The following is a 16,144-nucleotide window of genomic DNA, read 5'->3' as shown; positions in this document are numbered from 1 at the left end:
TATGGACCGTGCCGTCGACGACTTCGGGTTCGAACACGTCCCCGAGACGGACCAGTCGTTCGAGAACGCGCTCGCGAAGGCCCGTGCCGGCGACCGACTCACCGTCGACGACGGCGTCGAACTCCTCACGACGGGGACCGACCACGAGGGCATCGACCCGCGACGGAAAGAGCAGGTGCTCGAGGCCGCCGACCGCCGCCGCGCCGAGGTGGTCGGCGAGGAGGTGACGTTCGTCGCCAACCTCAACAACAACGTCACGACGGCCTGCAACACCGGCTGCCTGTTCTGTAACTTCAAGGACACCGCCGCGAACTTCGAGCGCGACAGCGGCGTCGACCACCCGGGGTTCACGAAGACCCCGGCCGAGTCGCGCGCCGTCGTCCGCGACGCGCTCTCGCGGGGCGTCTACGAGGTGACCTCCGTCTCGGGGCTTCACCCGGCGCTGGCGCTCGACGCCGAACACCACGAGATACTCGCGGGCTACGACGCGCCCGCCAACCAGGTGAACTACAAGCCGCCCGAGCGCTACGACACCGACCCCGGGACGTACCTCGAACAGATGCGCGCGATGTCCCGCGACGGCGCGCACCTCCACTCGATGACGCCCGAGGAGGCGTACCACGCGATTCGCGGCACCGACTGGAGCTACGAGGACGCCTACCGCCGTCTCGCGGACGCGGGCCTCGCGAGCGTGCCGGGGACCGCCGCCGAGATACTCGTCGACGAGGTGCGCGACGTCATCTGTCCGGGGAAGATACGCACCGACGACTGGGTCGAGGCGATGGAAGCGGCGGCGACCGTCGGCCTCCCGATGACCGCGACCGTCATGTACGGCCACGTCGAGAACGAGATGCACCGCGCGATGCACCTGAAGGTGGTCCGCGACCTCCAGGACCGCACCGGGAACATCACGGAGTTCGTCCCGCTGTCGTTCGTCCACCGGACGACCCCCCTCTACGAGCGCGGCATCGTCTCCGGCGGCGCCACCTTCGAGGAGGACGAACTGATGGTCGCCGTCTCTCGGCTGTTCCTCGACAACGTCGAGCACGTACAGTCCTCGTGGGTGAAGTACGGCGACGAGCGAGGACTGAAACTGCTCTCCTGCGGCGCCGACGACTTCATGGGGACCATCCTCTCGGAGGAGATAACGAAACGCGCCGGCGGCAGCGAGGGGGAGTTCCGCTCCGTGCGCGACTACGTCGAGATGATAACGGCCGTCGGGCGCGTCCCCGTCGAGCGCTCGACGGACTACCGGACGCGCCGGGTCGTCGACCCCGAGGAGAGGCCGTTGGGGCCGACGCTCGGCCCGCAGGCGGACGGGACGCCGCTGATGGCGTCGCAGACGGCGCCCGCGGACGACTGACCGAACTCAGTCCGTCTGCCGCTCCTCGACGGGGTCGGTCGGGTCCGCCAGTTCGCCGGTGACGGCCTCCATCGCGTCGGTCGCGGTCAGCAGGCCCACCACCTCGTCGTCCTCGACGACGAGCGCGAGTTCCTGGTTCTCGTCCTGGAAGCGGTCGATGGCCTCGGCGATACTCGTCTCCGGCGTGAACGTCAGCGGCGGGACCGCGAGGTCCGCGAAGGTCCGGTCGCCGTCGCGCAGGTCGTCGAAGTGCCTGGTGACGACGGGAATGTAGACGATGCCCTCGAAGTCCTCCAGGGAGTCGCCGACCAGCGGGAAGCGGGTGTGGGGGTTCTCCTCGAGGACCTGCAGGTTCTCCCGCACGTCCTTCGTCGTCGACAGCGTCACGATGTCATCGCGTGGGACCATCTCGTCGCCGACGGTGAGGCGGTCGATGTCGAGGGCCGCCTGGATCTCCTCCCGGCGCTCCTCTGGCATGTCGCCCTGTTCGAGGATGTCGTCGAGCTGGCGCCGGAGGTCGGCGCGCGACTCGATGACGTCGGCCTCGGCTTCCGTCCACGCCCCCGTCATCTCGATGCCGAACAGGCGGAGCGTCGCCTTCGCGACCCAGTCGCCGAACGTGATGAGCGGACCGATGGAGCGGGCGAACCAGTAGAGCGGCCGCGCGCCGTACCGACAGACCTGGCGTGAGCGCTCGACGCCGAGGTAGGTCGGCGTCTGTTCGCCGTGCGTCAGGTGGACGAGGTTGATGAGGCCGAACGCGACGAGGGAGGCAGCCCCGACCGAGGCGAGCGCCGTGTTCTCGAAGACCGGCTCGATGAGCGCCGCCAGCCCCGGTTCGGCGACGATACCCAGCGCGATGCTGGTCCCGGAGATCCACACCTGACAGGTCGTCAGGTAGACCTCGAGGTCGTCGGTCATGTCCCACGCGCGCTGGAGCGCGGGGTCGCCGTCGACGAACTCCTCCTCGGTGTACTGGCGTGCCCGTGTCAACCCGAACTCGGTGGCCACGAAGAACGCGTTGGCGAGGATGAGGAGGATCCCCGCTATCAACCGTGCAGTGACCTCGAGCGGGGCCATCTCGCCCTGGAGTGGAATCATCCCGAACGTCTACCCGGAGCGAGTGCAAAAAAGCAGCGAACCAGCCGTCTCGGCGGTATCTACCCCCGCGTCGGGGCGGGGAGCGTCAGTCGCCCAGGACGGCGCGGTAGCGGGCACCTGCTTCGTCCTCGCCCTCGAGGGCGTCGAGGATGGCCGGCGAGAGCCACCCCGGGACGAACCGCTCGTGGACGGGCAGGCGTTCGCGCAGCGGGACGCCCGCCTCCTCGGCGATGGCCTCCAGTTCGCGCAGCGCGGGCCAGGCGTAGTCGGGGTTGATGTAGTCGTCGGTGACGGGTGAGACGCCCCCGAGGTCGTCGATACCGCAGTCGAGCAGGTCGCGGACCGGCGCGAGGTTCGGCGGCACCTGCACGCTCACCTCCTCTGGGAGCGCGACGCGGGCCATCGCGGTCACCCGACGGAGTGCGTCGAGGGCGGGCGTGTCGCCCCGCCAGCGCTCGTTGGCGACGACGGGCTGGACGATGACCTCCTGGACGTGGCCGTAGCGCTCGTGGAGGTCGCGGATGGCGAGCAGCGACTCGGCGCGGTCGGTCCAGTCCTCGCCGATACCGACGAGGAGACCGGTCGTGAAGGGGACGCCGAGTTCGCCGGCCGTCCGGATGGTGGCGAGGCGCTGGCCGGGGGACTTCGCGCGGGGACCGCCGTGGGCGCGGACCTCGGCGGTGGTCTCGAGCATCACGCCCATGCTCGCGTTCACGTCCGCGACCAGTTCCATCTGCTCGCGCGTCTGGTCGCCGGGGTTCGAGTGGGGGAGCAACCCCTCCTCCAGCGCGATGTCGCACGCCTCGCGGAGGTACGAGTGGACGGAGTCGTGGCCCCACTCGGCCAGTCGCTCGTGGACGGCCGTGTAGCGGTCGTCGGGGTCGTCGCCGAAGGTGAACAGCGCCTCGGTACAGCCCGCCTTCGCCCCCATCCGACACGTCTCGCGTACCTCCTCGGGCGACATGAGCGACGCCTCACCGGGCACGTCGTAGTACGTGCAGTACGTACAGGTGTAGCGACAGGCGGTCGTCAGCGGGAGGAAGACGTTGCGCGCGAACGAGAGTTCGGGGGCGGGGTCGACGTCCGCCGGCGTGACCGAGCGCAACCGCTCGACGGCGGCCGCGTCCACCGCGACGTCGACGTCGTACTCGTCCGCGCCGGGAATCACGGGCGAACCTCACCCCCGCGGAGCAAAAAGGCTGTCACTCGGGGTCGTGGTCGCGCTCGGCGCTCGCGTCGGCACCCCCGACGCCCGATTCCTCTACCGCCCATTCGCGGCCGTCGTCCTCGCGACGGACGCCGACTCGTCCCTCCCCGACGGCGAGTCGAACCCCGCGGTCGCGGAGCCACGACCGCGACCGCCCCTCGCCGTGGAGCAGGACCTCAGCGAGGTCGCCGGGTTCGTCGACGTCGGTGCCGAGGCGGTAGGAGTCGAGCGTCGTCGTCGCCGCGCCGATACGCTCGCAGACGCGGCGGTGGTCGCGGTACGAGACGCCGTGGTAGTCGACCCGGAAGTCGGGGTGACGGACGACGAGCGCGTTGGTGCCGCCGCCCACCCCCGGTGCGATGACCACGTCGCCGTCGGCGTCGAACAGGCGCGAGAGCGCGGGCGTCGTCGCGAGCGCGAGGTCGGCCATCACGACGGCGACCGGCCCGTCGCCGAGGAGGGCGTTCACCGCGTCGCTGAGCGGGCGGTCGTCGACGCGCACGTTCGTCCCGGGTACGGAGGGGTCGACGTCCTCGGTGGCGAGCACCGTCGGGGCGTGACCCGTCGCCGTGACGGCGTCGAGGACGTCCGCGAGCATCGTCTCGGAGAACGACACCCGTTCCTCGCGGTCGAGGAGGGGGGCGAGGCGGGTCTTCGGGTCCGCGACGCGGTACGGGACGACGACGCGCATACGCCGGGGAACGCGGTCGAGTCAGAAGAGCGGTTCGAGTTCCTCCGCGTCCTCCTCGACGAGGCTGTGGAGGTTGGCGTCGCTCCGCGCGCGGATGTCCTCGATGTTCTCCTGGGCCTCGATGGCGACGCGCTGGAGGTCCTTGATGCGCTCGACGCGCGTCACCCCCGAGAGCAGGACGACCGCCGACACCTCGGCGGCGTCGCGGCGGGGGTAGTCGCCGCCACGGACCTCCATGCTCCCGGTCTCCTCCTCGAGCCAGGTGCGCCCGCGCTCGATGCCCTTGCGGTTGAGGTAGCGCGGCGGGCCGCTCAGGACCAGCAGCGCGCGCTCGGTCCCCTCGAGTTCGCAGGGGAGGGTGAGCCGTCCGAGGGCGGCCCGGCGGACGAGACTGGTGATGCGATTGGTCGTACTCGCGGGGTCGAGGTCCTCCGCCTCGGCGCCGCGCAGTCGCGAGAGCAACCCCGCGTCGGGCCGCTCGACCTCCTCGGTGGCGTAGCCGACCGTCGAGACGCCGCCGCCGGCGAGCGTGTTGATTATCTCGCTGGAGTCGACGACCGACTCCGCGACCTCGCCGCCGGCCTCGACCTCGCCCGCGCCGAACAGCAGGCCGAACCGACGAACGATCTCCTCGTTGATGCCGTCGTAGCCCGACTGGACCGACTCCCCGGAGCGGCGCCACGCGTCGTTGTCGAAGACGAGCAGGTGGTCGGTCTCGCGGACGTAGGTCTCGAACGACCGGGCGGCGTTGAGCGTGTAGATGCCGCCCTCCTCGGCGCTCGGGAGGACGCCGAGCGCGTAGACGGGTTCCGTGTAGATGCGCTTGAGGTGACGCGCGAGGACGGGGCCGCCGCCGGAGCCGCTCCCGCCGCCGAGGCCGGCGACGACGAGGAAGGCGTCGACCTCGTGGACCGGGACGTCGTCCAGCGCGCCCATCACCTCGTCGATGTCCTCCTCGGCCACCTCGGCGCCGAGTTCGTTGTCCGCGCCGACGCCGTGGCCCTTCACCCGCGACTGGCCGATGAGCACGCGCCGGTCCTCGGGGACGTACTCGAGGCCCATCAGGTCCGCCCGGGCGGTGTTGACCGCCAGCGCCGCCCGGACGAGGTTCGACCCCGTCCGCCGGTCGTACTCCAGGAACGCGTCGAGGACCTTCCCCCCCGCCTGCCCGAAGCCGATCATTGCGAGTCTCATTGGTCACTAGATGAGATACGTAAGCTATAAACTTTGTCACGAATCTGTGAATAAAATCGTGCGGGTGGCGTGCGCCGGCAGACGAGTGAACCGCCCCCCGGTCGAACCCCGTCCATGAGCGTTCTCGACGATTCGACGGACCGCGAAGCGGGGGCGGGCCGCGAGACGGTCCCCGACCGGGCGACGATGCGCCGGGCACTCCTCGGGGCGGTCGTCTTCGGGTTCGGGTTCAGCGCCGTCATCGACGTGCTCGTCCTCCACCACGTCCTGCAGTTGCACTCCCTCGTCTCGAACCTCTACCCGACGACGACCGTCTCGGGCCTGCGGACGAACGTGTTCGCCGACGGCGTGTTCGCCACGGTGATGCTGGCCGTCGCGGGCGGCGGCGCCGGCCTCCTGTGGCGCGCCGAGCGTCGCGCCACGACCCCGCTGCCCGTCCGACCGCTCGCGGGGGCGGCGGTCCTCGGCCTCGGGGCGTTCGACCTCTTCGACGTCGTCGTCAACCACACGATACTCGGCCTCCACGACGCGACGGAGGGACCGGGCTACTACGACCCCCACTGGGCGGTCATCAGCCTCCTCATCGTCGGGGCGGGCTACTACGTCTACCGGACGAGTCGACCCCGGACGGTGAGCGAGTCGTGACCGGGGCGGACCCGCCGTCGGGACCCCCCGCTGTCCGCTCGCTGGTCGCGGCCCCGACCCTGCTCGTCCTCCACGGCGGGGGCGGGCCGGTCGGCCTCCCGCACTGGGCGTGGCTCCTCGTCGGGGGCGTCGGCGTGGTCGCGCTCGCCTGCGCGGCGACGTCGCTCTTCGAGGGCGTCGTCCGGGCGTACGAACTGGCGGCCGAGGAGTAATGCGGTCAGGCCGTCGCGCGCTCCTCCAGGCCGAGGTACTCGCGGAGGGTCGTCAGGTCGCCCTCGTCCACGCCGAAGGCGGTCACGTCGTTGTCCGCGACGGTGTTGTCGATGCGCAGCGAGCGCGCCTGGTCGCGACCCATCGGCCCGCCGACGGCCCCGAGCATCGAGAGGCCGACGTCGGCGAACGCCATCGGGATGGGGATGGCGGTGAAGGAGTGGCCGTCGGCCCTGTGCGCGAGTTCGGCCACCTGCTTGAGGGTGAGCACCTCGGGGCCGCCGACGTCGTAGGTGTCACCGACGCGGTCGTCGTCCTCGACGGCCTCGGCGAGCATCGGGACGAGGTCGCCGACGTGGATGGGCTGGAACTTCGTCTTGCCGCCGCCGGGGAGCGGCGCGGCCGGGCGCGGGGCGAGTTTCTTCGTGAACGGGACGAACTCCCCGCCGTCGCCGAAGACGACCGACGGCCGGAAGACGACGACGTCGAGGCCGGCGTCCCGGACCGTCTCCTCGGCCTGGCCCTTCGCCTGGAGGTAGGCCGTCTCGCCCCTCGGGTCGGCGCCGAGCGCGCTCATGTGGACGAGTCGCTCGACGTCGTGGGCCTGCATCGCCTTCACGACGTTCTCCGCGCCGCCGAGGTGGACGTCGAAGTGCTTCGCGTTCCCGCCGTCGGGCTTGAACAGCGGCGAGAGCGCGACGAGGTAGACCACGGCGTCCTGACCGACGAACGCCTCCTCGATGGAGTCGTAGTCGGTGACGTCGCCCTCGTAGGTGTCGACGCCCGCGGGGAGGCCCTCGTCGTCGGGCGAGCGCGACAGGACCGTCACCTCGTGGTCCCGCTCCGTGAGTTCCCGACTGAGTTCCGTCCCGATGAATCCGGTGCCGCCGACGACGAGCACGTTCATACCCCTACACAGGAGCCGACCGAACCTAAAACTACCTCGCGAGCGGGATGTCTCGCCGGGGAGAGTTCAGACGACTCAAGGCCCCCCGCCCGGAACCCCGACTATGCTCATCACGCTGGAGGGCATCGACGGCTCCGGCAAGACCACCGCCTGGGAGGCGTTACAGGACGTCTACCCCGACGCGGTGTTCACCCGCGAGCCGACCACCTCCTGGTACGGCGAGGCGGTCCGGCGCTCGCTCGACGACGACGACGCCGACCCGCTGGCCGACCTGTTCCTGTTCACGGCCGACCACGCCGACCACCTCTCGCGGGTCGTCCGACCCGCCCTCGAGGAGGGGCGACTCGTCGTCTCGGACCGCTACTCCGACTCGCGCTACGCCTACCAGGGGGCGGCGCTCTCGGGGGTCGTGAAGCGGCCCGTCGAGTACATCCGCGGCGTCCACCAGCCCTTCACCCGGCCGCCGGACGCGACGGTCTACCTCGACGTCGACCCGCAGGTCGGCGCCGAGCGCGCCGGCGCGACCGACAAGTTCGAACACGCGGACTACCTCGCCGCCGTCCGGGAGAACTACGAACGGCTCATCGACTACGAACCGGAGCGGTTCGTCCGCGTCGACGCCGAACGCTCCCCGGAGGACGTGGTGGAGCGCGTCGAGGAGTGCGTCGCGCGACTCGTCGACGAGAACGGGGCGTGAGGGGAGGAGGAAACTACCGACGAGGACTGTTCTCGCGGGCGTACTCGGTCGGGAGTTCGACGTCGTCGGGCGCCGGCATCCAGAAGTAGTCGAAGGCGACGCCGAGCGCCAGCGGGAGGGCGATGGCGATACCGACGACGGCGCCCGCGGTACCGAGGTTGAACCCCAGGCCGACGATGCCGCTCAGGACGAGCGTCGAGACGAGCAGGACGACCGGCGTGATGAGCAGCGTGTAGACGATGGGGCCCCACTGGGTGTCGAGGCGGACGCGGAAGAAGCGCGTCAGGAGGGCCGCGGCCGTGCCGTTGACCCCGAGGATGGCGAGCAGGCCGACCACGTCGATGACCGAGACCATAGCGACGGTTGGGGCGCGGCCCTCTTTGGGGTGTCGCCTTCCGGCGGGGCGGGAGCGGCGCCGACCCGGCACCGGCGCCCCTACGCGACGTAGTCCCCGAGGCGTCCCTCCACGAGGCGGACGAAGACGGCCGCGAACGCCGTGTCGGCGCTCCAGATGGCCGTCTCCCCGGCGGGGCTCGACGCGTCGGCTCCACCGACGCTCAGCAGCACCGACCGCCCGTCGACCAGCAGGAGGCGGCCCCCCTCGCCCTCCCAGTCGCCGAGGTCCGGGAGGTGACGGGTCGCCACCCGGTCGTCGAAACGGTCGAGGACCGCCTGGGAGGCGCTGAGGACGGTGACGCCGACGCCGCGCTCGGCCGCCTCCGCGAGCGCCGCGACGGTTCGTTCGTCGGCCAGCGGGGCGTCACCGGTCGTGAACAGCGCCGAGGCGGACGCCTCCGCGAGGAGCCGTTCGAGACGACCGGTGACGGCCTCGCTCCCCTCGACCGTCCAGACGCCCTCCTGTTCCTCGGCCGGGTCGGCCGCCTCGTGGACGTCGTCGAGGTACTCGAAGGCGGTGTCCAGGTCGCGCTCGAAGCGCCGCCGGAGTCGGTCGCGCGCCTCGGACAGGTCGACGGGGCGGTACTGGATGGGCGAGGACTGCCGGCTGTCGACGAGGCCGTGTCGTTCGAGGCGGTCGGCCGCGCCGTACACCTGCGAGCGGGGGACGTCCACGACGTGTGCGACGTCGCTCGCCGACCCGACGCCGAGCGAGACGAGCGCGATGAACACCTTCGCCTCGTACGTCGAGAGGCCGAGGCGTTCGAGGGCGTCGACGGCCGCCTGTTGGTCCATGCGCGCCGTACCGCGCCGGCCCGTTTAGGCTCCCCGGTCCGGCGTCAGACGGCGTCCGTCGGGTCGTGGGTGGCCGACAGTCGGTCGACCTCCGCGGCGTAGCGCTCGCGGGTCTCGGCGTCGTCGACGGTCGCGGTGTCGTCGAGCGAGACGGAGAGCGCGGCGCGCGTCTCGCGGTGGTCGCCGGTGAAACTCGTCAGCGCGCGCTCCTTCCTGAACTCCCGGGTGCCGTCGGGCGTGGCGTACGTCAGGATGATGAGGTTCTGTTCGTCGTCGGAGTACGTCCGCTCGACGAGCCACACGCGGACCGTCTCGCTCTCGTCTCTCCCGTCCTCGTCCGTCGCGCTTCCATCGGTCTCCATACGAGCGCTACGAGCCGCGACGGGCAATGGTTTTCGCTGGCCGGCGTTCGGGTGAGGGGTAAGGTTATTGTGACGGGTTCGCGTAGGCACGTCCATGCGGTTTGTTATCGTCGGTGCAGGACGAGTCGGTCGGCGGACCGCCCGCGTGCTCGAGGAAGAGGGCCACGACGTGACGGTCATCGAGCGGGACCCGCAGGTCATCGAGGGGGTTCGCTCCGAGGCGTTCGACGTCGTCGAGGGCGACGGTGCGAACGAGGAGGACCTCCTGTCGATGGGGCTGGAGGAGGTCGACGGCCTCGGGGCGCTCTCAGGCGACGTGACCGCCAACCTCGTCGCGTGCATGATAGCGAAGAGCCACGGCTGTCGGACGGTGTTGCGCGTCGACAACGACTACCGCGAGTACGTCCTCGGCAAGTACGCCTCCGACGTCGACGAGGTGGTCTACCCCGAGCGCCTCGGCGCCATCGCGGCGAAGAACGCCCTCATGGGGGGGAGCATCCGGGCCATCGCCGACGTGGCACAGAACGTCCAGCTCGTCGAGTTGACGGTCACGGAGCGCGCACCGATGCACGGCTACTCCCTCTCGGAACTCGAACTGCCGTCGAACGCCCGCCTCCTCGGCTTCGGCAAGCACGGGGAGGCCGTCTCGCTCCCGGGCGACGACCACTCGCTCGAACGCGGCGACCGCGTCATCGTCATCGCCGACTTCGACTCGATGGCGGACGTGCGCGAACTCATCGTCGGGCCGACGGCGGCGCCGGCCTGACTACAGCGGCATCGGCCCGCCGCGGCCGTCCCCCTCGCCCTGCTGCGCCTGCGAGAGCAGCCCCGCGACCGGGTCGCGGTAGGTGTAGCCCGGGACGACGCCCTCGAGGTAGGTCCCCTCCGTGTACTCTGCGAGCGCCTTCGCCACCGCCGGGGCGCGCTCCGCGTTCCCGAACGCGAAGACGAAGGTGGCGACCACCTCCTCGCCCTCGACGTCGACGTGCAGGTCGTCGAGGTCGACGTCGGCGCGAACGGAGCCGGGGGCGTCCTCCAGGCGGAGTTCGTACGTGTCGCGCCACCCCTCCTGGAGGTTCGGGCCGACCGGTTCCTCGACGGCGGCGTCGAGCGTCGGGGCCCGGACGGTGAGCGTGTAACGAAGCGCCCAGTCGTCGGTCCCCGTCGCCGTGACCAGCGCGTCGAACGAGACGGTGTCGAGTCGGTACGCGTCGCCGCGGTCGGTCGCCGCGTACGCGTCGTGGGCCTCGAAGGCTCGTCGGGCCCGTTCCGGTAGCTCCTCGGTCATCGGTGGTCGTAGACGCGTCGGCGGCAAAAGCCCACCGCGTCGCGCGCGGCGGCCGGGAGGGAGGCCGCCGTCGGCCACCCGACACCGCTCCGACCCCGCACGTCCCCTCCGACTGTCATCACCCCGGGAGACACCGAACCGGGCGACTCTCGCCCCCCCGTGACGTTCGAGCAACACTTACGTCGAGTGATGGTGAGTGGTACCACTGGTGATACCATGCCAGAGACGATGATAGAGATAGACCTCGACAGCCCCCCGGACGAGCAACCGACGCCGGTCCACAACCGCTGGCACCCGGACGTACCGGCGGCGGTGAGCGTCGACCCCGGAACCCGGATGCGCGTCGAGTGTCTCGACTGGACGGGCGGGCAGATATCCGACGACGACAACGCGAACGACGTCCGCGACGTGGAACTCCAGCAGGTCCACTACCTCGCCGGTCCCATCGAGGTCGAGGGGGCCGAACCGGGCGACCTGCTGGTCGTCGACCTGCTGGACATCGGCGTCCTCAACGAGCGGTGGGAGTACGGCTTCACGGGAATCTTCTCCCAGCAGAACGGCGGGGGGTTCCTCACCGACCACTTCCCGGACGCCGGAAAGGCCATCTGGGACCTCCACGGGACGGAGACCACCTCCCGGCACATCCCGGACGTGCGCTTCGAGGGGAAGGTCCACCCGGGGCTCATCGGCACCGCCCCGTCCCAGGACCTCCTCGACGAGTGGAACGCCCGCGAGCAGTCGCTGATGGACACCGACCACGGCGACGTGCCCAACCACCCGACCGGCGAGGAACAACCGCCCGTCGCCAACCCGCCGACGACCGACGGCGCGGTGATGGGGACGATGGACGACGACGAGGCCGAGGCGGCCGCCGAGGAGGGCGCACGCACCGTCCCGCCGAGGGAGAACGGCGGCAACTGCGACATCAAGGACCTCTCCATCGGCTCCCGGGTGTACTTCCCGGTGTTCGTCGACGGCGGAAAGCTCTCGATGGGCGACATCCACTTCTCGCAGGGCGACGGGGAAATCACGTTCTGCGGCGCCATCGAGATGGCGGGCTACCTCGACATCGAGGTGAACGTCATCAAGGACGGGATGGACAAACTGGGCGTCGACCACCCCATCTTCGAACCGGGCCACCGCGGGCCGCACTACTCGGAGTACGTCGTCTTCGAGGGCTACTCCGTCACCGAGGACGGCGAGCAACACTACATCGACCCGCACGTCGCCTACCGGCGGGCGTGTCTCGACGCCATCGAGTACCTGAAGCAGTTCGGCTACAGCGGCGAACAGGCGTACATGATACTCGGCACCGTCCCCGTCGAGGGTCGGCTGAGCGGGGTCGTGGACGTCCCGAACGCCTGCGCGACGCTGGCGCTCCCGAAGGAGGTGTTCGACTTCGACGTCAGCCCCCACGCCATCGACTCCTCGCAGGGGTCGCGGGGGAACGTCCCGATAACGGACGACCCGATGTCCTGAGGAGGGGACCCGTCCCCGCTTCGGGCCGTTCGAGGGGTCACTGCCACGTGACGTAGACGAGCACGGAGATACCGACGACCTCCAGCAACTGGAGTATCATCATGATGCGGACGGCGGCCGTGGGCATGACCGGCCCGGCGACGTAGTAGTAGAGCGCGACGGCGTTCTCGGCGAGGAGGAACCCGGCGAACACCATCGACCCGAGCGTCAGCCGGGAGCGGACGAGGCGGTAGTTGCGGGCCCAGATACTGATGAGTACGAGTAACAACACGACGTTGATTCCCGCCGCGACGCGCGCCGCGTCCAGCATCAGTCCCATCGGAGTTCCTCTCTGTCGGAGTTAGCGCGTCGGGTGAGTAATATCTCGCGGTTCACGTCTCCACCTGTTCGATGATGTCCTCGACGGTCGTCCAGTGCTGTCTCGCCCGCGTACTCGGCAGGTACACCGTGCCGTAGTCCTCGTCGCCGCTGGTGACGATGCCGTTCCGTTCGAGGACCGCGAGGTGGTGTCTGACGGTGTTGTACGCCAGGTCGAGGTCCTCGGCCAGCCGGTTGGCGTTGCGGGGGCGCTCGTCGAGCGCCCGGAGGATGCGGGCCCGGTTGGGTGCCCCACGCGTCCCGGCGAGCACCTGCCAGAGCACCACCTCCATACGTGTCCGTAGTGCACCGGGCGTCGGCAATAATCCACCGAAACGCACGAACGACGGCGACGCGACGCGCGACGAGCACCGACGGACCCGGAGGCGCCCATCGAGAGTAGTTTCGACGAACCTTCGAGAGATTCTAGTCCGAATCACGAAAGTCGTTATTCGTCTGACAGTCGTCTCTCAGGGTGACCGATGACGGACGAACCTGTGACGACGCGACGACGTGTACTGCTCGGAGTTGGAGCGACGGCGGCGACGGCCGCCCTCGCTGGCTGTGCCGGCAACGGCGGTGGGGGAGAGAACGACTCGAACGACACCGACAACGAATCCGACGGCATGGACAACGAGTCCATGGGGAACGAGTCGGACGGCATGGACAACGAGACCGACGGCGAGGGTAACGAGACCGACGAGGAGGGCAACGAGACCGACGCGGGCGAGATGGCGAACGTCCGGGTCGCCCACCTCTCGCCGGACGCGCCGAACGTCGACGTGTACGTCGCGGGCGACCCCGTCCTCGAGGACGTCGCCTTCGGCACGGTGAGCGACTACCTCGAACTCGCGCCCGACACCTACGACCTCGAGATAACCGCCGCCGGCGACCCCGAGACGGTGGTCTTCGAGGGCGAACAGGAGGTCGCGGCCGCCGACTACACCCTCGCGGCCGTCGGCGAACTCGCGGACGACGGCGAGTCGTTCGCCCTCGAAGTCCTCGAGGACGACAACAGCTCCCCGGGCAGCGACACGGCCCGCGTGCGCGCGGTCCACGCCTCCCCCGACGCCGGCGCGGTCGACATCACGACGGCCTCCGACGGCGAGGCGCTCTTCGACGGCGTCGAGTTCGGCGACGCGGCGTACGTCGAGGTGCCCGGCGGCTCCTACGAACTCGAGATTCGCCCCGACACCGAGGAGAACGACGGCGAGGTCGTCGCCACCTTCCCCGTGGACGTCGAGGGCGGCGGCGTCTACAGCGCGTTCGCCGCGGGCTACCTCACGCCCGACGACGAACCGGCCGACACCGAGTTCGACCTCATCGTGACGGAGGACGCCGCCCCGTAGTCGACGCCCGCACGACCCACGACCGGAACCGGGCGCTTCGCGCCCACGCGCTTTTGCGACGAAACCGTGCCACGAGCGAGTGCGCCCGCTCGATTCGGTGCCGGCACAGTCCGGGAGAAGGGATTCGAACCCTCCTCGCTCCTTCCAGTCGCTCACTGATTCAAACCACAGTACCCGATTCTCCGCGCTCGTGTTCACTCGCGCGGACGAATGCGAGAGGGAGGATTTGAACCCCACTCGCTCACGCTGTTCGCTCGTTCGTTCGAATCCCTCGACGACTGCGGTCGCTCTCGGCCGTTCGCGACACGCAGTGCGGGAGGGAGGATTTGAACCCCCGAATCTCTACAGAAGCGGATCTTAAGTCCGCCGCCTTTGGCCAGACTCAGCCACTCCCGCGCGTTCCGCGGTCGGTCGGCCGAGGGCAAGGACGTTGCGGTTCGCCTACCAGTCGACGCTCAGCGTCCCGTCGCCGTGCGGGTCGGGCGCTATCTCCTCGTTCGTCCGGCGGTCGACGACGTGGATGACGCCGCGGTCCTTCTTCGCCGGGCACACCTCGGCCGCGTGGACGTTGTGTTCCAGTTCCGACTCGTCGAAGAAGTACGTCAGGGGCTTCGCGATGCCGCTCAGGAGGTCCATCTCCCAGTTCGCCGAGACCTCGGCGCACCGGCCCGCGGCGATGCACTTGTTCGCCTCGAAGATTATCTTGTAGGGCTTCTCCTCGACCGGTGGGGCGTCGCGCTCCCCGATGGCGCTCGGGTCGACGGGGCCGTCCTCTGCCATTGCCGTTGGTTGGGAAGGCGGCGGTTTGGCGTTGTCGGTGTCCGTCAGCGTGCGTCCGCGAGCGAGACGAACGCCCCCTCGCTGGCGGTCAGCCACGTCGTCGGGAGTTCCGCGGCCGAGACGTCGTCGGGGTAGAGGGTGCACTCCTCGGGGGCGTTCGGGGGGCGGACGATGCGGTGGAGCAGCACGCCGCGGTCGCGGCACGACTGCACCTCCTCTGCGATGCTCGGGACGGCGTCGTCGATGCGGTGGTCGGTCATGGCGTGGGGTGTGCAGTGCGTTCCCGTACCGATGGCTCACGGCTCACACGGTATGAGTCTTGTCACTCACGGTGACAGGACGGGAGGGGTCTACCGGTAGACCTGGACACCCTCGATGAGGGCGTCCTCCTGGGGGCGGTCCTGCGCGTCGGTCGGGAGCGAGCCGATGTCGCGGACGACGTCCATCCCGTCGATGACCTGCCCGAAGACGGAGTGGCGGCCGTCGAGGTGGGGGGTGGCGTCGAGCGTGATGAAGAACTGCGAGCCGTTGGTGTTCGGCCCGGCGTTGGCCATCGAGAGCGTCCCGGCGGCGTCGTGGGTCAGGTCGTCGTGGAACTCGTCGTCGAACTGGTAGCCGGGGCCGCCGCGGCCGGTGCCCGTCGGGTCACCGCCCTGAATCATGAACCCCTCGATGACGCGGTGGAAGACGACGTCCTCGTAGAGGGGTTCGGACCGCGTCTCGCCCGTCTCCGGGTCCTCCCACTCCTGGGAGCCGGTGGCGAGGCCGAGGAAGTTCTCGACGGTACGCGGGGCGCGCTCGGCGAACAGTTCGAGTCGGATGTCGCCGTGGTTCGTCTGCAGCACCGCCTCGGGGTTGTCCTCGTTTTCCTTCTCGTGCATACCCGAGGGTGCGTCCCCGGAGGGAAAACCCTACTGGAGGGCGCGCGCCTACACGCCCGGGACGCCGAGGGCGTCGAACGCGACCACGCCGAGGGCGCCGAGCACCAGGAGGACGACGAGCGACGCCAGCCAGGCGACCAGGGCGATGCCGACGGCGTTCACCCAGCCGCCGGGGTACTGGTAGTTGACGACGGCGAGGTACGCGACCAGCGCGAGGAGGAAGCCGACGATGGGAATCCACCCGAAGATCGCCCACGCGATAGCACCGACCAGCGCCGTGACGACCGCCTTGGAGAAGTCCTCGACGCCGGTCAGTACCTTCGCGCCGACGTATATCCCGAGCCCGCCGATGAGCAGGCTCACGACGAAGTTGATGAGGCTCCCGACGATACCTGCGGCCTGAATGGGTGCTGGCTCCATGCGGTCACGCACACGTCGGGGG

Annotated in this window: 22 protein-coding genes and 1 tRNA gene; 7 read left to right on the top strand and 16 right to left on the bottom strand. The window is 69.9% G+C overall.

Features of this window, described 5'->3' with window-relative positions; genetic code table 11:
- Window position 1 precedes the first annotated feature (1 nt).
- The gene (gene cofH / locus P1Y20_RS14400; RefSeq protein ID WP_304449346.1) at window positions 2–1,363 is read left to right on the top strand and encodes a 7,8-didemethyl-8-hydroxy-5-deazariboflavin synthase subunit CofH; all 1,362 of its coding nucleotides are present in this window, start codon (window positions 2–4) and stop codon (window positions 1,361–1,363) included.
- Between the two features lie 6 nt (window positions 1,364–1,369).
- On the opposite strand, the gene P1Y20_RS14395 is transcribed toward cofH, so the two are convergent.
- From P1Y20_RS14395 to P1Y20_RS14380, 4 genes are all read right to left on the bottom strand, one after another.
- Window positions 1,370–2,464 carry a CNNM domain-containing protein gene (locus P1Y20_RS14395; protein WP_368662154.1) on the bottom strand — a complete coding sequence of 365 codons (1,095 nt, stop codon included), beginning with the start codon at window positions 2,462–2,464 and terminating at the stop codon, window positions 1,370–1,372.
- Between the two features lie 85 nt (window positions 2,465–2,549).
- Window positions 2,550–3,632 (bottom strand): 7,8-didemethyl-8-hydroxy-5-deazariboflavin synthase subunit CofG, encoded by a 1,083-nt coding sequence (gene cofG, locus P1Y20_RS14390; RefSeq protein WP_304449345.1) that lies wholly within the window; start codon window positions 3,630–3,632, stop codon window positions 2,550–2,552.
- A 34-nt stretch (window positions 3,633–3,666) separates the two neighbouring features.
- Window positions 3,667–4,362, bottom strand: coding sequence for a 2-phospho-L-lactate guanylyltransferase (cofC, locus tag P1Y20_RS14385; RefSeq protein WP_304449344.1), 696 nt, complete (start codon window positions 4,360–4,362; stop codon window positions 3,667–3,669).
- Between the two features lie 21 nt (window positions 4,363–4,383).
- Window positions 4,384–5,556, bottom strand: a complete 1,173-nt coding sequence (locus tag P1Y20_RS14380) for a tubulin/FtsZ family protein (RefSeq protein ID WP_304449343.1) — start codon at window positions 5,554–5,556, stop codon at window positions 4,384–4,386.
- A gap of 186 nt (window positions 5,557–5,742) precedes the next feature.
- Between P1Y20_RS14380 and P1Y20_RS14375 the strand changes: the two genes are divergently transcribed.
- Entirely contained in the window at window positions 5,743–6,201 is a 459-nt protein-coding gene (locus P1Y20_RS14375) for a DUF2243 domain-containing protein (protein ID WP_368662180.1), read from the top strand.
- On the top strand, window positions 6,198–6,413 hold the full coding sequence (locus tag P1Y20_RS14370) for a hypothetical protein (protein WP_304449341.1): 216 nt from the start codon (window positions 6,198–6,200) through the stop codon (window positions 6,411–6,413). Before P1Y20_RS14375 ends, P1Y20_RS14370 begins: the two co-directional genes overlap by 4 nt.
- Window positions 6,414–6,418: 5 nt before the next feature.
- On the opposite strand, the gene P1Y20_RS14365 is transcribed toward P1Y20_RS14370, so the two are convergent.
- Window positions 6,419–7,318, bottom strand: a complete 900-nt coding sequence (locus P1Y20_RS14365; protein WP_304449340.1) for a complex I NDUFA9 subunit family protein — start codon at window positions 7,316–7,318, stop codon at window positions 6,419–6,421.
- 103 nt (window positions 7,319–7,421) lie between these two features.
- Between P1Y20_RS14365 and tmk the strand changes: the two genes are divergently transcribed.
- Window positions 7,422–8,015 (top strand): dTMP kinase, encoded by a 594-nt coding sequence (gene tmk / locus P1Y20_RS14360; protein WP_304449339.1) that lies wholly within the window; start codon window positions 7,422–7,424, stop codon window positions 8,013–8,015.
- Window positions 8,016–8,028: 13 nt separating this feature from the next.
- Here the strand turns inward: tmk and P1Y20_RS14355 are convergent, their stop codons facing one another.
- The 3 genes from P1Y20_RS14355 to P1Y20_RS14345 form a co-directional block, all read right to left on the bottom strand.
- Window positions 8,029–8,370, bottom strand: coding sequence for a DUF7991 family protein (locus P1Y20_RS14355; protein ID WP_304449338.1), 342 nt, complete (start codon window positions 8,368–8,370; stop codon window positions 8,029–8,031).
- An 80-nt stretch (window positions 8,371–8,450) separates the two neighbouring features.
- Entirely contained in the window at window positions 8,451–9,206 is a 756-nt protein-coding gene (locus P1Y20_RS14350; RefSeq protein ID WP_304449337.1) for a TrmB family transcriptional regulator, read from the bottom strand.
- A gap of 44 nt (window positions 9,207–9,250) precedes the next feature.
- Entirely contained in the window at window positions 9,251–9,568 is a 318-nt protein-coding gene (locus tag P1Y20_RS14345; RefSeq protein WP_304449336.1) for a DUF7967 family protein, read from the bottom strand.
- 94 nt (window positions 9,569–9,662) lie between these two features.
- Between P1Y20_RS14345 and P1Y20_RS14340 the strand changes: the two genes are divergently transcribed.
- Complete coding sequence (locus P1Y20_RS14340; RefSeq protein WP_304449335.1) at window positions 9,663–10,334, top strand: potassium channel family protein; 672 nt, start codon at window positions 9,663–9,665, stop codon at window positions 10,332–10,334.
- Here the strand turns inward: P1Y20_RS14340 and P1Y20_RS14335 are convergent, their stop codons facing one another.
- The gene (locus P1Y20_RS14335) at window positions 10,335–10,856 is read right to left on the bottom strand and encodes a DUF5813 family protein (RefSeq protein WP_304449334.1); all 522 of its coding nucleotides are present in this window, start codon (window positions 10,854–10,856) and stop codon (window positions 10,335–10,337) included.
- 216 nt (window positions 10,857–11,072) lie between these two features.
- Here P1Y20_RS14335 and fmdA point away from each other — a divergent pair, with 216 nt between their 5' ends.
- On the top strand, window positions 11,073–12,335 hold the full coding sequence (fmdA, locus tag P1Y20_RS14330) for a formamidase (protein ID WP_304449333.1): 1,263 nt from the start codon (window positions 11,073–11,075) through the stop codon (window positions 12,333–12,335).
- A 37-nt stretch (window positions 12,336–12,372) separates the two neighbouring features.
- Here fmdA and P1Y20_RS14325 read toward each other — a convergent pair whose 3' ends face one another.
- Window positions 12,373–12,654 (bottom strand): DUF8036 family membrane protein, encoded by a 282-nt coding sequence (locus tag P1Y20_RS14325; protein WP_304449332.1) that lies wholly within the window; start codon window positions 12,652–12,654, stop codon window positions 12,373–12,375.
- Window positions 12,655–12,706: 52 nt separating this feature from the next.
- The gene (locus tag P1Y20_RS14320; protein ID WP_304449331.1) at window positions 12,707–12,985 is read right to left on the bottom strand and encodes an ArsR/SmtB family transcription factor; all 279 of its coding nucleotides are present in this window, start codon (window positions 12,983–12,985) and stop codon (window positions 12,707–12,709) included.
- A 189-nt stretch (window positions 12,986–13,174) separates the two neighbouring features.
- Here P1Y20_RS14320 and P1Y20_RS14315 point away from each other — a divergent pair, with 189 nt between their 5' ends.
- Window positions 13,175–14,041 carry a DUF4397 domain-containing protein gene (locus P1Y20_RS14315; protein ID WP_304449330.1) on the top strand — a complete coding sequence of 289 codons (867 nt, stop codon included), beginning with the start codon at window positions 13,175–13,177 and terminating at the stop codon, window positions 14,039–14,041.
- A 311-nt stretch (window positions 14,042–14,352) separates the two neighbouring features.
- Here P1Y20_RS14315 and P1Y20_RS14310 read toward each other — a convergent pair.
- The 5 genes from P1Y20_RS14310 to P1Y20_RS14290 form a co-directional block, all read right to left on the bottom strand.
- A tRNA-Leu gene (locus tag P1Y20_RS14310) sits at window positions 14,353–14,437 on the bottom strand.
- 45 nt (window positions 14,438–14,482) lie between these two features.
- Window positions 14,483–14,821, bottom strand: coding sequence for a ferredoxin (locus P1Y20_RS14305; RefSeq protein ID WP_304449329.1), 339 nt, complete (start codon window positions 14,819–14,821; stop codon window positions 14,483–14,485).
- 44 nt (window positions 14,822–14,865) lie between these two features.
- A complete protein-coding gene (locus P1Y20_RS14300) occupies window positions 14,866–15,081 on the bottom strand; it encodes a DUF7511 domain-containing protein (RefSeq protein ID WP_304449328.1) in 216 nt (71 codons plus the stop codon).
- A 90-nt stretch (window positions 15,082–15,171) separates the two neighbouring features.
- Complete coding sequence (locus P1Y20_RS14295; protein ID WP_304449327.1) at window positions 15,172–15,702, bottom strand: peptidylprolyl isomerase; 531 nt, start codon at window positions 15,700–15,702, stop codon at window positions 15,172–15,174.
- A gap of 48 nt (window positions 15,703–15,750) precedes the next feature.
- Window positions 15,751–16,122 carry a hypothetical protein gene (locus P1Y20_RS14290; RefSeq protein ID WP_304449326.1) on the bottom strand — a complete coding sequence of 124 codons (372 nt, stop codon included), beginning with the start codon at window positions 16,120–16,122 and terminating at the stop codon, window positions 15,751–15,753.
- Window positions 16,123–16,144: the final 22 nt, after the last annotated feature.

The organism is Halomarina ordinaria (genome assembly GCF_030553305.1).
Taxonomy (GTDB): Archaea; Halobacteriota; Halobacteria; order Halobacteriales; family Haloarculaceae; genus Halomarina; species Halomarina ordinaria.
Note: the sequence above shows the minus strand (reverse complement) of the source record. Positions and strands in the feature narration are given on the sequence as shown.

What these genes read in the sequence shown, in the direction of transcription:
- cofH (WP_304449346.1), top strand. Translation starts at nt 2, where the DNA reads ATGGACCGTGCCGTCGACGACTTCGGGTTCGAACACGTCCCCGAGACG.
- P1Y20_RS14395 (WP_368662154.1), bottom strand. Translation starts at nt 2,464, where the DNA reads ATGATTCCACTCCAGGGCGAGATGGCCCCGCTCGAGGTCACTGCACGG.
- cofC (WP_304449344.1), bottom strand. Translation starts at nt 4,362, where the DNA reads ATGCGCGTCGTCGTCCCGTACCGCGTCGCGGACCCGAAGACCCGCCTC.
- P1Y20_RS14380 (WP_304449343.1), bottom strand. Translation starts at nt 5,556, where the DNA reads ATGAGACTCGCAATGATCGGCTTCGGGCAGGCGGGGGGGAAGGTCCTC.
- P1Y20_RS14375 (WP_368662180.1), top strand. Translation starts at nt 5,743, where the DNA reads ATGCGCCGGGCACTCCTCGGGGCGGTCGTCTTCGGGTTCGGGTTCAGC.
- P1Y20_RS14365 (WP_304449340.1), bottom strand. Translation starts at nt 7,318, where the DNA reads ATGAACGTGCTCGTCGTCGGCGGCACCGGATTCATCGGGACGGAACTC.
- tmk (WP_304449339.1), top strand. Translation starts at nt 7,422, where the DNA reads ATGCTCATCACGCTGGAGGGCATCGACGGCTCCGGCAAGACCACCGCC.
- P1Y20_RS14355 (WP_304449338.1), bottom strand. Translation starts at nt 8,370, where the DNA reads ATGGTCTCGGTCATCGACGTGGTCGGCCTGCTCGCCATCCTCGGGGTC.
- P1Y20_RS14350 (WP_304449337.1), bottom strand. Translation starts at nt 9,206, where the DNA reads ATGGACCAACAGGCGGCCGTCGACGCCCTCGAACGCCTCGGCCTCTCG.
- P1Y20_RS14345 (WP_304449336.1), bottom strand. Translation starts at nt 9,568, where the DNA reads ATGGAGACCGATGGAAGCGCGACGGACGAGGACGGGAGAGACGAGAGC.
- P1Y20_RS14340 (WP_304449335.1), top strand. Translation starts at nt 9,663, where the DNA reads ATGCGGTTTGTTATCGTCGGTGCAGGACGAGTCGGTCGGCGGACCGCC.
- P1Y20_RS14335 (WP_304449334.1), bottom strand. Translation starts at nt 10,856, where the DNA reads ATGACCGAGGAGCTACCGGAACGGGCCCGACGAGCCTTCGAGGCCCAC.
- fmdA (WP_304449333.1), top strand. Translation starts at nt 11,073, where the DNA reads ATGCCAGAGACGATGATAGAGATAGACCTCGACAGCCCCCCGGACGAG.
- P1Y20_RS14325 (WP_304449332.1), bottom strand. Translation starts at nt 12,654, where the DNA reads ATGGGACTGATGCTGGACGCGGCGCGCGTCGCGGCGGGAATCAACGTC.
- P1Y20_RS14320 (WP_304449331.1), bottom strand. Translation starts at nt 12,985, where the DNA reads ATGGAGGTGGTGCTCTGGCAGGTGCTCGCCGGGACGCGTGGGGCACCC.
- P1Y20_RS14315 (WP_304449330.1), top strand. Translation starts at nt 13,175, where the DNA reads ATGACGGACGAACCTGTGACGACGCGACGACGTGTACTGCTCGGAGTT.
- P1Y20_RS14305 (WP_304449329.1), bottom strand. Translation starts at nt 14,821, where the DNA reads ATGGCAGAGGACGGCCCCGTCGACCCGAGCGCCATCGGGGAGCGCGAC.
- P1Y20_RS14300 (WP_304449328.1), bottom strand. Translation starts at nt 15,081, where the DNA reads ATGACCGACCACCGCATCGACGACGCCGTCCCGAGCATCGCAGAGGAG.
- P1Y20_RS14295 (WP_304449327.1), bottom strand. Translation starts at nt 15,702, where the DNA reads ATGCACGAGAAGGAAAACGAGGACAACCCCGAGGCGGTGCTGCAGACG.
- P1Y20_RS14290 (WP_304449326.1), bottom strand. Translation starts at nt 16,122, where the DNA reads ATGGAGCCAGCACCCATTCAGGCCGCAGGTATCGTCGGGAGCCTCATC.